We start from the raw sequence: 15,388 nt of genomic DNA on the forward strand, positions 1-15,388 counted from the left end.
TGTCTCCGGGCGCCCCGACCGGAGTCCACCGATGGCGACAATGGATGTGTCTCCTGGTGCAATACCTTTTCTCACCACTGGTCATGCGCACGCCGCAACGCCGCCACCCCGACGGCGGCGGCAGATGGCACTCACCGTGAGTGGACGCTACTGAGCGCCGACAGCCCGCCCAACCCCTAGCGCACCCCTCATTCAGCCCTCGCCGAGCCGCGCGAATCACGGAAAACCGCAGGTCGCGGCGGTTGCCGTCGGACCGGACGTGACGGCTTACGCGGGACGGCGCCGGGCAGCGGGCCGGGCCGGTCAGACCGGCTGGTGGGCCGGCGACCGCAGGATCGTACGGAGTTGGCCGGGTGGTGTGACGCGTCGCCGCCACTCGCGCGGGTAGCCGACCGACACCTCTTCGAACCGGACGCCGTCGTACCAGGTGGTGCGTGGGATGTGCAGGTGGCCGTAGACGGCGACCCGCGCCTCGAAGCGCACGTGCCAGTCGGCGGTCCGATCGGTGCCGCACCACTGGGCGAACTCGGGAAACCGCAGGATGCGGGTGGGTTCGCGGACCAGCGGCCAGTGGTTGATCAGCACGGTGGGCAGCCCGGCGCGTTCGGCCGTCAGGCGTTGCGCGGTTTCCCGCACCCGGGCGTGGCACCAGGCGTCCCGGGTCGGGTACGGGTCCGGGTGCAGGAGGATCTCGTCGGTGCAGACCACACCGGTCTCGTGGGCCCGGGCCAGGGCCTGCTCCTTCGTGTACGTCCCGGGTGGCCGGAACGTGTAGTCGTAGAGCAGGAAGAGCGGGGCGACCAACACGGGGTCGCCGTCCGGATCCCAGACCGGGTAGGGATCCTCGGGCGTGACCACACCGAGGCCACGACACAGTTCCACCAGGTGCCGGTATCGTGCCTCGCCGCGCAGTTGCACCGGGTCGTCGCGGGGTGTCCACAGCTCGTGGTTGCCCGGTGCCCAGACGACTTTGGCGAAGCGGTTGCTGAGCAGGCGAAGCGCCCACTCGATGTCGGCGACGAACTCGCCGACGTCGCCGGCCACGATGAGCCAGTCGTCCTCGTGTCCGGGCCGGAGCGCCTCGACGACGGTCCGGTTGTCCGGGTGGACCACGTGCAGGTCGCTGATGGCGACGAGGGAGCCCTCACCGGTTGCGGCCACGCGCGAGCCCTCCCGTCCGGGTACGCCTGCACCCGCGTAGTCCTGCGGCCCGCCGGCCCGGGATGGTGGGCCTGGTCGGACCGGCTCCGACCCTACGGAGCCCGACAGCCCACGGCACACCCCTAGATTCCGGTCGACCCCTAGGGTCAGTGGTGCGATCGTCGGGGCGGGACGGTCAGGACTTGCCGAACTCGCGCTGGATGATGTCGAACAGCTCCTCCTGGCTGACGCTGGCGAGTTCCTCGTCCGCGGCGGCGGGTTCGGCGCGCCGCGGCGCCGGGATCGTGGTCGGGCGCCGGCCGCTCCAGCGGGCCAGCAGGTCCTCCAGCCGCCGGGTGATCTCGGTGTGGTCGCCGTCCGGGGGCAGCGCCCGCAGGCCCCGGTCGAGCCGGTCGATCTCGGCGATGAGCGGGGTGGCGGAGTCGTCGGCGACCAGCCCGGCCCGTAGGTGCTCGGCGAGCGCGGCCGGCGACGGGTGGTCGAAGACCAGGGTGGTGGGCAGGGTGAGGCCGGTCTCGGCGGTCAGCCGGTTGCGCAGTTCCACGGCGGTGAGCGAGTCGAAGCCGAGGTCGAGGAAGCCGCGCCCCGGTTTGATCGCGGCCGGGGTGGGGTGCCCCAGGACGGTCGCGGCGGTGCCGCGCACCAGGTCGAGCAGGATACGGTCCCGTTCGGCGGCGGTGGCGGCGGTCAGCCGGTCCCGTAGGGCCGCCGCAGCGCCGGTCGTGGCGTCGGCGGGTGTCTCCGGCTCGCCGGTCCGTGCCTCGGGGATCTCGGCGAGCAGCGGGCTGGGCCGCAGTGCGACGAACGAGGCGGCGAACCGTTCCCAGTGGACGTCGGCGACGACCACGGCCGGGTCGTCGTGGTCGAGGGCCCGCTGCAGGGCGGCGACGGCCCGGTCCGGTGCCATCGCCGGCAGTCCGCGTCGGGTCAGCTGTTCCTGGGCGGTGCCGTGGGCCATGCCGGCCCCGGCCCAGGGGCCCCACGCCACGGCCGTGCCGGGCAGCCCGCTGGCGCGGCGCCGCGCGACGAGGCCGTCGAGGAAGGCGTTGGCCGCCGCGTAGCCGGCCTGGCCGGCGCTGCCCCACACCCCGGCGATGGAGGAGAACACGACGAAGGCGTCCAACGGGTGGCCGTCGAGCAGGTCGTCCAGGTGCACCGCGCCGTCGACCTTGGCCCGCAGCACGTCGGCGAGTTCGTCGGGGCCGATCTCGGCCAGCGGGGTCTGCTGTGCCGCGCCGGCCGCGTGCACGACGGCGCGGACCGGGTCGCCGCGCTCGGCCAGCCCGGTCAGCAGGGTGGCGACCGCCTGCCGGTCGGCCACGTCGCAGGCGGCCACGGTGATCCGGGCGCCGGACTCGCGCAGCCGTCGGGCCAGATCGGCGGCGCCCGGGGCCTCCTCGCCGCGCCGGCTGGTCAGCACGACGTGTTCGGCGCCGGAGCGGAGCGCCCACTCGGCGACCCGGGCGCCCAGCGCGCCGGTGCCGCCGGTGACGAGTACCGTCCCGGTCAGCCGGGTCACCCGGCCGGCCGGGCCGGACGCGGCGCGTACGAGTCGCCGCGCGAACAGCCCGGCGGCACGTACGGCGAGCTGGTCCTCCCCGGTGGCCCCGGAGATGGCCGCGCAGAGCAGGCGCGCGGCCCGGTCGTCCATTGTGGTGGGCAGGTCGACGAGCCCGCCCCAGCGCGCCGGCTCCTCCAGGGCGGCGACCCGGCCGAAGCCCCAGACCTGGGTGCCGGTGGGATCGACCGGGCCGTCGGAGGTGCCGACCGACACCGCACCGCGGGTGAGCCACCACACCCGGCCGCCGACACCGGCCGTGATCAGCGCCTGCACCGTCGGCAGCGCCTCGGCCACCCCGCCACCGGCGAGCGAGACCAGGGACAGCACGCCGTCGACCGGGCCGGGGCCTTGCAGCGCCTTCGCGACCAGGTCGCGGTCGGCCGCCGAGCCGTTCAGGACCACCGGCCGGACCTGCGCCCCGGCCGCGGTGAGCGCGGCGGTCACGGTGTCCCGCACCGCGTCGTCGACACCGGTGTACGGCACCAGTACGAGCCAGGTCCCGGACAGCGCCGGCCCGGTCTCCGGTAGGGGACGCCAGACGACCTTGTACCGCCAGCTGTCGACGGTGGACTGCTCACGGGTGGTGCGGCGCCATTCGGCGAGTGCGGGCAGCAGGGCGCGCAGCGGCTGGTCGGCGTCGAGTGCCACCTCTTCGCCCAACCCGGTGAGGTCCTGTCGTTCGACAGCCGCCCAGAACCGCCCGTCGGATTCGACGGCCGACGACGCCGGCCCGGTGAGTGCGGGTTCGTCGAGCCAGTAGCGCTGGTGCTGGAACGCGTACGTGGGCAGATCGACCAGCCCCGGCCGGGCGCCGTTCGCGGCGAACCAGGCCGGCCAGTCCACCGACGTACCCGTCACGTGCAACCGGGCCAACGCCGCCAACAGCCCGTCAACCTCGGACTGGTCGCGGCGCAGCGTCGGGATCGTGTGCGCCCCGGCCGGCAGACTCTCCGCCGCCATCGCCGTCAACACCGCGTCCGGCCCCACCTCCAGGAACGTCTCCACACCCTGCCCGTGCAGGAACCCGACCGTGTCAGCGAACCGCACCGCCTCCCGCACATGCCGCACCCAGTAACCCGGATCCGTCAACTCACCAGGCCCGGCGACCCGCCCGGTCACATTCGACACCACCGGCAACACCGCCGGCCGCCACTCCAGCCCCGCCAACACCGCCCCGAACCCGGCCAGCATCGGCTCCATCAACCGCGAATGAAACGCATGACTCACCGCCAACCGACGCACCCGCCAACCCCGCTCCACAGCCGCCCGTTCCACCACATCGAGCTGTTCGACCAGACCGGAGACGACCACCGACCGCGGACCGTTCACCGCCGCCACATCCACCCCGACACCATCGATCACCGCACGAACCTCGACCTCGCCCGCACCCACCGCCAACATCCCCCACCAGCCGGCAACCCCTGCATCAACCGACCCCGCGCCGCCACCAACCGACACGCATCCCCCAACGACAACACCCCGGCCACATACGCCGCCGTCACCTCACCGATCGAATGCCCCGCCACAAAATCAGCGCGCACACCCCACGACGACAACAGATCGAACAACGCCACCTCAACCGCGAACAACCCCGCCTGCGTAAACACCGTCCGATCCAACAGACCCGACCCGTCCTCGAACACCACCTCCCGCAACGGCCGATCCAGTTCCGGATCCAGCAACCCACACACCCGATCGAAGGACTCCGCGAACACCGGAAAGCGGGCGTACAACTCCCGCCCCATCCCCGACCGCTGCGCGCCCTGCCCCGTGAACAACACCGCCCGACGACCGGCGCCCACCTGCCCCGTCACCACACCCGGGGACACGCTCCCGTCGGCCAACCCCGCCAGCCCGGCCAACAAAGCGTCCCGGTCACCGCCGGACACCACCGCCCGATGCTCCAACCCGGCCCGGGAGGCCGCCAACGACCAGGCGACCTCCGCGACCGGCACGTCCGGCCGGCGGCGCAGGTGGTCGGCCAGCCGGGCCGCCTGCCCCGCCAACGCCTCCGCCGAGCGACCCGACACCAACCACGGTCCGCCGGACAGCACCCCGACGCCCGACCCGGCCGGCCGGTCGGGTTCGGGGTCACCCTGCTCGACGATGACGTGCGCATTGGTACCGGAGATACCGAACGACGACACCGCCGACCGGCGCGGCCGACCCGTCTCCGGCCACATACGCGACCGCGTGACCAACTCGACCGCACCCGACGACCAGTCCACCCGGGTCGACGGCACGTCCACATGCAGCGTCGCCGGCACCACCCCGTGCCGCATCGCCAACACCATCTTGATCACACCAGCCACACCAGCAGCCGCCTGCGTATGACCGATATTCGACTTCACCGACCCCAACAACAACGGCCCACCCACACCCCGCTGACCGCCATACGTCGCCAACAACGCCTGCGCCTCGATCGGATCACCCAACGTCGTACCCGTACCGTGCGCCTCCACCACATCCACATCAACCGCCGACAACCGCGCCGACGCCAACGCCTGCCGGATCACCCGCTGCTGCGCCGGACCATTCGGCGCCGTCAAACCATTCGACGCACCATCCGAATTGACCGCCGAACCCCGCACCACCCCCAACACCCGCCGACCATCCCGCCGCGCATCCGACAACCGCTGCACCAACAACACACCAACACCCTCACCCCAACCCGTCCCATCAGCCGACTCACCAAACGCACGACACCGCCCATCCCCCGACAACCCACCCTGCCGAGAAAACTCCACAAACGCCCCCGGCGTCGCCATCACCGTCACACCACCAGCCAACGCCAGATCACACTCACCCGACCGCAACGACCCCACCGCCAGATGCAACGCCACCAACGACGACGAACACGCCGTATCAACCGTCAACGCCGGACCCTCGAACCCGAACGTATACGCCACCCGACCCGACAACACACTGGTCGCGTTGCCGGTGAGCAGGTGCCCGCCCACCTCCCGGTCCCGGCCCATCGACGTGGCGGCGTACCCCTGGAAGCTGGCCCCGGCGAAGACACCGACGCGGGCGCCGCGCAGACCGGACGGGTCGATACCGGCGGACTCGACCGCCTCCCAGGAAACCTCCAACAGCAACCGCTGCTGCGGATCCATCGCCACCGCCTCACGCGGCGAGATACCGAAGAACTCCGCGTCGAAACCGGCCGCGCCGTGCAGGAAGCCGCCCCGGTGGGCGAACGACGTGTCGGCCGCGCCGGCGAGGAAGTCGTCCCAGCCGCGGTCGAGCGGGAACCCCGAGATGCCGTCCCGGCCGGCGGTCAGCAGGTCCCAGTACGCGTCGGTGGTGTCCACGTCGCCGGGCAGGCGGCAGGCCATGCCGACGATGACGATCGGGTCGTCGTCGACCGGCGCGGCCACGTCGACCGGCGTCACCTCCCGCGGGCCGCCGAGCAGTGCCGTGTGCAGGAGAGCCGCCACGGCCTGCGGGGTGGGGTGGTCGAAGACGAGGGTGGTGGGCAGGGCGAGGCCGGTCTCGGCGGTCAGCCGGTTGCGCAACTCCACGGCGGTGAGCGAGTCGAAGCCCTGTCGTTGGAACGCCCGGTCCGCCGGCACGGACTCCACCGACGGGTGGCCGAGCACCACGGCCGCCTGGGAGCGCACGAGGTCGAGCAGCACGGCGTCCCGCTCGGTCGGCGGGAGGGCGGCCAGCCGTTCGCCGAGGGGTGTACGGGTGCCGTCGGCCGCCGGCGCGGCCCCGTCCGGGGCGGGCTGCGCGGCGGGGATCTCGGCGAGCAGCGGGCTGGACCGCAGGGCGGTGAACGAGGCCGCGAACCGGGCCCAGTCCACGTCGGCGACGACCACCGACGCGTCGTCGTGGTCGAGGGCCTGCTGGAGGGCGACCACGGCCAGCTCCGGGGCCATCGCCGGCAGGCCGCGCCGGGCCAGCTGGTCGCGTGCCTCGCCGGCCGCCATTCCGGCGCCGGCCCACGGTCCCCACGCCACCGCCGTACCGGGTAGGCCGCGGGAGCGCCGGCGGGCCACCAGGGCGTCCACGGCGGTGTTGGCCGCGGCGTACGCGACCTGGCCGGCGCTGCCCCAGACGGCGGCGATGGAGGAGAAGACCACGAAGGCGTCGAGCGGTTCGCCGTCGAGCAGGTCGGCCAGGTGCGCGGCGCCGTCGACCTTGGCGCGCAGCACCGCCGCCCACTCGTCGGGGGTGACGTCGGTCAGCGGGGTGAACTGGGGTGCCCCGGCGGCGTGCAGGACGGCGCGGACCGGCTCGCCGCGCTCGGCCAGCCCGGCCAGCAGCCCGGCCAGGGCGGCCCGGTCGGCCACGTCGCAGGCGGCCACGGTCACCCGGGCGCCGGAGTCGCGCAGCCGCCCGGCCAGGTCGTCGGCGCCCGGTGCCTGCTCGCCACGGCGGCTGGTCAGCACCACGTGCTCGGCGCCGGATCGGACCGCCCACTGCGCCACGTGGCCGCCGAGGGCACCCGTACCGCCGGTCACGAGCACGGTGCCGGCGAGCCGGAACGTCCGGTCCGCCGGCGTGCCACCGGCGCGGACGAGCCGGCGGACGAAGACGCCGGAGGAGCGGACGGCCGCCTGGTCCTCGGCCGGGGTGTCCGGTCGCGGGTCGTCCGGGCCGGTGAGCAGCGCGCAGAGCCGGCCGACGGCCCGGTCGTCCAGGTCGTCGGGAAGGTCGATCAGCCCGCCCCAGCGGGTGGGCCGCTCCAGCGCCACGACCCGGCCGAGTCCCCAGACGGCGGCGGCGTCGGGTGCCGGTGCCTGATCGGACCGGCCCACCGACACCGCGCCCCGGGTCAGCCACCAGACCGGCGCGGGTACGTCGACGTCGCCGAGTGCCTGCACCACGGCCAGCGCGTCGCCGGCCGGGCCGTCGGCGAGGGAGACCAGCGACAGCACACCGGTGACCGGTCCGGCGTCGGGGAGGCAGCCGGTGAGTCGCGCGGCGAGGTCGGCACGGTCGACGGTGGGGGCGATGACCGGGACGATCCGGGCGCCGCGGGCGGCGAGGCCGGTCACCAGCGGGTGGTCCTGCTGGCCGGGCCGCAGGACGGCCAGCCACGTCCCGGTGAGCCGGTCGGCGGGTTGGACCGGGCGGGGACGCCACGCGATCCGGTACCGCCAGCCGTCCACGGTGGACTGACGGCGCCCGGCACGCCGCCACTCGGCCAGCCGGGGCAGCAGCGCACTCAGCGGCTGGTCCGGGTCGAGCCGCAGCTCCTCGCCCAGCTCGCCGAGGTCCGCCCGCTCGATCGCGGCCCAGAAGCGGCGGTCGAGGTGGTCGGATCCGGCGTCGGTCCGCGCGTCGCCGGTGGCCGGCTCCGGCCAGTACCGGTGGTGCTGGAAGGCGTAGGTGGGCAGGTCGAGCGGGTGGGTGCGGGCCCCGGCGTCGGTGAGCGGGGTCGCCCAGTCGACGGGCGTGCCGGCGACGTACAGCTGGGCCAGGGCGGTGAGCAGGGCGGTGCTGTCCGGGTGGTCCCGGCGCAGCGTGGGAACGAACCGGGCGTCCGGGTCGCCGGGGTGTCGGCGGCCATCGCGGTGAGCGTCGCGTCCGGGCCGACCTCCAGGAAGACACCGACCCCCTGGGTGTGCAGGTACGCGATCGCGTCGGCGAAACGCACCGGCTCGCGGACGTGCCGTACCCAGTGGTCGGGGTCGGCGATCTCGGCCGGTTCGGCGGCCCGGCCGGTCAGGTTCGACACGACGGGCAGCGTGGGCGGCCGCCAGTCCAGGCCGGTCAGCGCGGCCCGGAACCCGTCGAGCATCGGCTCCGTCAGGCGTGAGTGGAACGCGTGGCTGACCGGCAGCCGGCGGACCCGCCAGCCCCGCTCCGTGGCGGCCCGCTCCACCGTGTCGAGCTGGTCGAGGGCGCCGGCGACGACCACGGCGCGGGGCCCGTTGACGGCGGCGACGTCGATCGCGGTGCCGGCGACGACCGCCAGCGCCTCCTCCTCGGACGCCTCGAGGGCGAGCATCCCCCCGCCGACGGGCAGGGCCTGCATGAGCCGGCCCCGTGCGGACACCAGGGCGCAGGCGTCGGGCAGGGTGAGCACCCCTGCCACGTACGCGGCGGTCACCTCGCCGATCGAGTGCCCCGCCACCAGGTCCGGGCGTACGCCCCGGGAGGCGAGCAGCTCGTACAGCGCCACCTCGACGGCGAACAGCGCGGCCTGGGTGAAGACGGTCTGGTCCAGCAGGGCCGCCTCGGGGGTGCCCGGCGCGGCGAGGACGACCTCGCGCAGCGGGCGGGGCAGTTCGTCGTCCAGCAGCGCGCAGACCCGGTCGAAGGCGTCGGCGTAGACCGGGAACCGGTCGTACAGGTCGCGGCCCATGCCGGGCCGCTGCGCCCCCTGGCCGGTGAAGAGCAGCGCCACCCGGGCGGTGCCGGCCCGCCCCGTCACCAGGGCCGGGTGGGGACGGTCGTCGGCCAGTGCGGTCAGGCCGGCGAGGAGCTCGTCGGGGTCGGCGCCGACGACCACCGCGCGGTGCTCCAGCCCGGCGCGGGTGGTGGCGAGCGTCCAGCCGACGTCGGCCGGCGACAGTCCGGTCCGGGCGCGGAGGTGGCCGGCGAGCCGGGCCGCCTGGGCGGGCAGCGCCGCCGTGGTACGCGCCGACAGCACCCACGGCAGCACGGCCGGTGCCCGGGTCGGGGCCACCGCCGCGAGGTCGGGTTCGGGATCACCCTGCTCGACGATGACGTGGGCATTGGTGCCGGAGATTCCGAACGCCGACACGGCCGACCGGCGGGGCCGATCCGTCTGCGGCCACGGGACCGGCCCGGTGGCGAGGGTGACCGCCCCGGCGGTCCAGTCGACCTTCGTCGAGGGCACGTCCACGTGCAACGTCGCCGGCACCACCCCGTGCCGCATCGCCAACACCATCTTGATCACACCAGCCACACCAGCGGCCGCCTGCGTATGACCGATATTCGACTTCACCGACCCCAACAACAACGGCCGATCAACCACCCGACCCTGCCCATACGTCGCCAACAACGCCTGCGCCTCAATCGGATCACCAAGAGTGGTACCCGTACCGTGCGCCTCCACCACATCCACATCAACCGCCGACAACCGCGCCGACGCCAACGCCTGCCGGATCACCCGCTGCTGCGCCGGACCATTCGGCGCCGTCAAACCATTCGACGCACCATCCGAATTGACCGCCGAACCCCGCACCACCCCCAACACCCGCCGACCATCCCGCCGCGCATCCGACAACCGCTGCACCAACAACACACCAACACCCTCACCCCAACCCGTCCCATCAGCCGACTCACCAAACGCACGACACCGCCCATCCCCCGACAACCCACCCTGCCGAGAAAACTCCACAAACGCCCCCGGCGTCGCCATCACCGTCACACCACCAGCCAACGCCAGATCACACTCACCCGACCGCAACGACCCCACCGCCAGATGCAACGCCACCAACGACGACGAACACGCCGTATCAACCGTCAACGCCGGACCCTCGAACCCGAACGTATACGCCACCCGACCCGACAACACACTGGCGGATGCGCCGGTGGCGCCGTACCCGGCGAGGGACTCGCCGGCCCCGCGGACGATGTGGTCGAAGTCCTGGCCGTTGGTGCCGGCGAAGACACCGACCCGGGCACCGCGCAGGCTCGACGGGTCGATACCGGCGGACTCGACCGCCTCCCAGGAAACCTCCAACAGCAACCGCTGCTGCGGATCCATCGCCACCGCCTCACGCGGCGAGATACCGAAGAACTCCGCGTCGAAGCCGCCGGCGTCGTCGAGGAAGGCGCCCGCCGAGACGTACGACGTGCCGGGCCGGCTACGGTCGGGGTCCAGGAGGGCGTCCAGGTCCCAGTGCCGGTCGGTCGGGAAGCCGGACATGGCGTCGGTGCCGGAGGCGAGCAGCTGCCAGAAGCGGTCCGGTGATTCCGCCCCGCCGGGGAATCGGCAGCCCATGCCGACGATGACGACGGGGTCGTCGTCGGCCGGCCGTACGGCCCCGGCGGGCGTACTGGGCAGGGCCTTCGCGCCGAGCAGTTCGGCCCGCAGATGGCCGGCCAGGACCGTGGGGGTCGGGTGGTCGAAGGCCAGCGTGGCGGGCAGGGTGAGCCCGGTCGCGGCGTCGAGCCGGTTGCGTAGCTCTACCGCGGCCAACGAGGTGAAGCCGAGGTCGCGGAAGGCGCGGTCCGGCGGCACCCGGTCGGCGCCGCCGTGCCCGAGCACGGCGGCGACCTGCGCCCGGACCAGGTCCCGCAGGACGTGCACCTGCTCGGCCTCGGGAAGTCCGGCGAGCCGGCTCCGCAGGGCGGATGCGGCCGGTACGCCGCCGGGTTCGGCGGCGGGGACGGCGGTGAGCAGGTCCCGGATGAGTGGGTCCGGCTCCCGGCCGGCGCCGGCCACCCGGTCCCAGTCGACGTCGGCGACGACGAGGTGGGTCTCGTCGTCCTCGACGGCACGGGTGAGGGCGCGGATCGCGATCGCGGGGTCCATCGCGCCGACACCGCCACGGGCGGCCCGGCGTTCGAAGTCGCCGGCGCTGACCCCGCCGTCGGCCCAGAGGCCCCAGGCGATCGAGGTGGCCGGAAGGCCGTCGGCGCGGCGGCGCTGGGCGAGGGCGTCGAGATAGGCGTTGCCGGGCGCGTAGTTGGCCTGGCCCGGGCCGCCCATCACCCCGGCGAGCGACGAGAAGAGCACGAAGGCCGACAGCTCGTGCCGGCGGGTCAGCTCGTCGAGGTGGCGTGCCGCGTCGACCTTGGCCCGCAGCGCGGTGGCCATCTGCGCGACGGTCAGTGTGTCGAGGAGGCTGTCGTCGAGGGCGGCGGCGGTGTGCACGACGCTGGTGAGCGGCGCGTCGGCGGGCACGGTGGCGAGCAGTTCGGCGAGGGCGGTGCGGTCGGCCACGTCGCAGGCGGCGACGGTGATCCGGGTGCCGGTGGCGGCCAGTTCCCCGGCGAGCGCCGCCGCGCCGGGGGCGTCGGCGCCCCGCCGGCTGACCAGCAGCAGGTGTTCGGCGCCGGCGGCGGCCAGGGCGCGGGCGACGTGTGCGCCGAGAGCTCCGGTGCCGCCGGTGACCAGGGTGGTACCGCGCGGGTCGAAGGTGCCACGCGGGCCGGCGGTGCCGGGCCGGGCCCGCACCAGCCGGCGGGCGTGGGCGCCGGTGGCGCGGAGCGCGACCTGTTCCTGCGCGCCGCCGATCATCCGGCGCAGCAGGCGTACGGTGCGCGGGTCGGGTCGGGCGGGCAGGTCGAGCAGGCCGCCGTGGCGGTGCGGGTGCTCGGCCCGCAGCACGCCACCGAGCGCCCAGAGCATCGCCTGCACGGGATCGACGCGAGGGTCGCGGGCGCCGAGGGTGACGGCGGCGTGGGTGGCGATCCAGAGCCGGCCGGCGGCACCGGTGTCGCCGGCCGCCTGGGCCAGTGTGACGGTGTCCGCCAGCGCGGCCGGCACGGAGTCCGACTCGGGGTGGTGGCCGGCGCGGAGGCCGAGCAGGGACAGGACATCGGTGGTCCCGCCGGTGGCGAGTGCCTCGCCCAGTGCCCCGGCGAGGCGGGCCCGGTCGGTGTCGGCCTCGACGGTCAGGACATGTACGCCGGGGCCGGTGAGGGCGTCCACCCACGCGTCGACGTTCTCTCCGGCGCCGGCCGGTACGACGAGAAGCAGTCGGGTGTCGGGGCGGGTGGGTTCGTCGTCGGGCAGCGGCTGCCAGGCGATCCGGTAGCGCCAGGCGTCGAGGCTGGCCTGTTCGTCCCGGTGGCGACGCCAGCGGGACAGCGCGGGCAGCACCGTACCGAGTGGTGCGGTGACGTCGACGGCCAGGGTCTCGGCGAGCGCGGCGGCGTCCTCGCTCTCGATGACCTGCCAGAACGCGTCGTCGACGGGGTTGGCCCGTGCGGTGGTGGGCTCGTATGTCCGGGTGCGGGCGTCGAGCCAGTAGCGCTGGTGCTGGAACGCGTACGTGGGCAGGTCGACCAGCCCCGGCCGGGCACCGTTCGCGGTGAACCACGCCGGCCAGTCCACCGACGTACCCGTCACGTGCAACCGGGCCAACGCCGCCAACAGCCCGTCAACCTCGGACTGGTCGCGGCGCAGCGTCGGGATCGTGTGCGCCCCGGCCGGCAGACTCTCCGCCGCCATCGCCGTCAACACCGCGTCCGGCCCCACCTCCAGGAACGTCTCCACACCCTGCCCGTGCAGGAACCCGACCGTGTCAGCGAACCGCACCGCCTCCCGCACATGCCGCACCCAGTACTCCGGATCCGTCAACTCACCAGGCCCGGCGACCCGCCCGGTCACATTCGACACCACCGGCAACACCGCCGGCCGCCACTCCAGCCCCGCCAACACCGCCCCGAACCCGGCCAGCATCGGCTCCATCAACCGCGAATGAAACGCATGACTCACCGCCAACCGACGCACCCGCCAACCCCGCTCCACGCACCGGTCCCGCAGGGCATCAAGCTCGTCGACGGCACCCGACAACACCACCGACCGCGGACCGTTCACCGCCGCCACATCCACCCCGACACCAGCCAGCAGGGCACGGACCTCGTCCTCGGCGGCACCCACCGCCAACATCCCCCCACCAGCCGGCAACCCCTGCATCAACCGACCCCGCGCCCCCACCAACCGACACGCATCCCCCAACGACAACACCCCGGCCACATACGCCGCCGTCACCTCACCAACCGAATGCCCCGCCACAAAATCCGGCCGCACCCCCCACGACGACAACAGATCGAACAACGCCACCTCAACCGCGAACAACCCCGCCTGCGTAAACACCGTCCGATCCAACAGACCCGACCCGTCCTCGAACACCACCTCCCGCAACGACCGATCCAACTCCACATCCAACAACCCACACACCCGGTCGAACGACTCCGCGAACACCGGAAAACGGGCATACAACTCCCGCCCCATCCCCGACCGCTGCGCACCCTGCCCCGTGAACAACACCGCCCGACGACCAGACACCACCTGCCCGGTCACCACACCAGCCGACGACACACCCCCGCCGGCCAAGCCGTCCAACCCGGCCAACAGGTCCTCACGACCGGCACCGGACACCACCGCCCGATGCTCCAGACCCGCCCGCGACACCGCCAACGACCAGGCAACACCCGCCGGATCGAGAGCCGGCCGGTCACGCAGGAAGCCGGCCAACCGGGCCGCCTGCCCCGCCAGCGCCTCCGCCGAGCGACCCGACACCAACCACGGCCCACCGGACAGCACCCCGACGCCCGACCCGGCCGGCCGGTCGGGTTCGGGATCACCCTGCTCGACGATGACGTGCGCATTGGTACCGGAGATACCGAACGACGACACCGCCGACCGACGCGGCCGACCCGTCTCCGGCCACGGGACCGACTCGGTGGCCAGGGCGACCGCCCCGGCAGTCCAGTCGACCTTCGTCGACGGCACGTCCACATGCAACGTCGCCGGCACCACCCCGTGCCGCATCGCCAACACCATCTTGATCACACCAGCCACACCAGCGGCCGCCTGCGTATGACCGATATTCGACTTCACCGACCCCAACAACAACGGCCCACCCACACCCCGCTGACCGCCATACGTCGCCAACAACGCCTGCGCCTCGATCGGATCACCAAGAGTGGTACCCGTACCGTGCGCCTCCACCACATCCACATCAACCGCCGACAACCGCGCCGACGCCAACGCCTGCCGGATCACCCGCTGCTGCGCCGGACCGTTCGGCGCCGTCAAACCATTCGACGCACCGTCCTGATTCACCGCCGAACCCCGCACCACCGCCAACACCCGATGCCCGAGCCGCCGGGCATCCGACAACCGCTCCACCAGCAGGATGCCCACGCCCTCGGACCAGCCGGTGCCGTCGGCGGCGTCGGCGAAGGACTTGCACCGCCCGTCCGGGGCGAGCCCCCGCTGGCGGCTGAAGTCGATGAACGTCTCCAGGGTGGTCATCACCGTCACCCCGCCGGCCAGCGCCAGCGAGCACTCGCCGGAGCGCAGCGACTGCACCGCGAGGTGCAACGCCACCAGCGACGACGAGCAGGCGGTGTCGACGGTCACCGCCGGACCCTCGAAACCGAAGGTGTACGCCACCCGACCGGAGAGCACGCTGCTCGCCGTGCCGCCGCCGATGAAGCCGTCGATGGTCTCGGGCACCTCCCCCAGCCCGGCGGCGTAGTTGTGGTACATCATTCCGGCGAAGACGCCGACCCGGGTACCGCGCAGCGACAGCGGATCGATCCGGGCGTTCTCGATGGCCTCCCAGGACGCCTCCAGCATCAGCCGCTGCTGCGGATCCATCGCCAGTGCCTCGTACGGCGAGATCTTGAACAGCTCCGGGTCGAATTTCCCGGCGTCGTGCAGGAACCCGCCCTCGCGGGCGTACGTGGAGCCGCGACGTTCGCCGGTCGGGTCGTACGCCTCGTCGGTGGGCCAGCCACGGTCGACGGGGAATTCGGTGATCCCGTCGCCACCGTCGGCCAGCAGCTCCCACAACTGCTCGGGCGACCGGACGCCGCCGGGGTAGCGACAGCTCATGCCGACGATCGCGATCGGCTCGTGGTTCTTCTCGTCGACGGCCTTCAGGCGCTCGCTGGTCTCGTGCAGGTCGGCGGTGACCCGCTTGAGGTATTCGCGGAGCTTTGCTTCATTGGCCATCGGGGATTCACCTGTCGCGTTGGTCGGCAAACGGGAGATGTCGA

The 15,388-nt window shown here is 73.4% G+C and carries 2 protein-coding genes and 1 pseudogene; all 3 read right to left on the reverse strand.

All coding sequences use genetic code 11. The features are described from left to right. Positions 1-303: 303 nt before the first annotated feature. The 3 genes and pseudogenes from Prubr_RS30690 to Prubr_RS30705 all read right to left on the reverse strand — a co-directional run bounded on the left by Prubr_RS30690 (position 304) and on the right by Prubr_RS30705 (position 15,374). Complete coding sequence (locus Prubr_RS30690; RefSeq protein WP_212818412.1) at positions 304-1,161, reverse strand: metallophosphoesterase family protein; 858 nt, start codon at positions 1,159-1,161, stop codon at positions 304-306. Between the two features lie 175 nt (positions 1,162-1,336). Next, a pseudogene (locus tag Prubr_RS38385) lies at positions 1,337-7,962 on the reverse strand (type I polyketide synthase). After that, on the reverse strand, positions 7,899-15,374 hold the full coding sequence (locus Prubr_RS30705; protein ID WP_425517958.1) for a type I polyketide synthase: 7,476 nt from the start codon (positions 15,372-15,374) through the stop codon (positions 7,899-7,901). Before Prubr_RS30705 ends, Prubr_RS38385 begins: the two are co-directional and overlap by 64 nt. Positions 15,375-15,388: the final 14 nt, after the last annotated feature.

The organism is Polymorphospora rubra (assembly GCF_018324255.1).
Classification (GTDB): Bacteria; Actinomycetota; Actinomycetes; order Mycobacteriales; family Micromonosporaceae; genus Polymorphospora; species Polymorphospora rubra.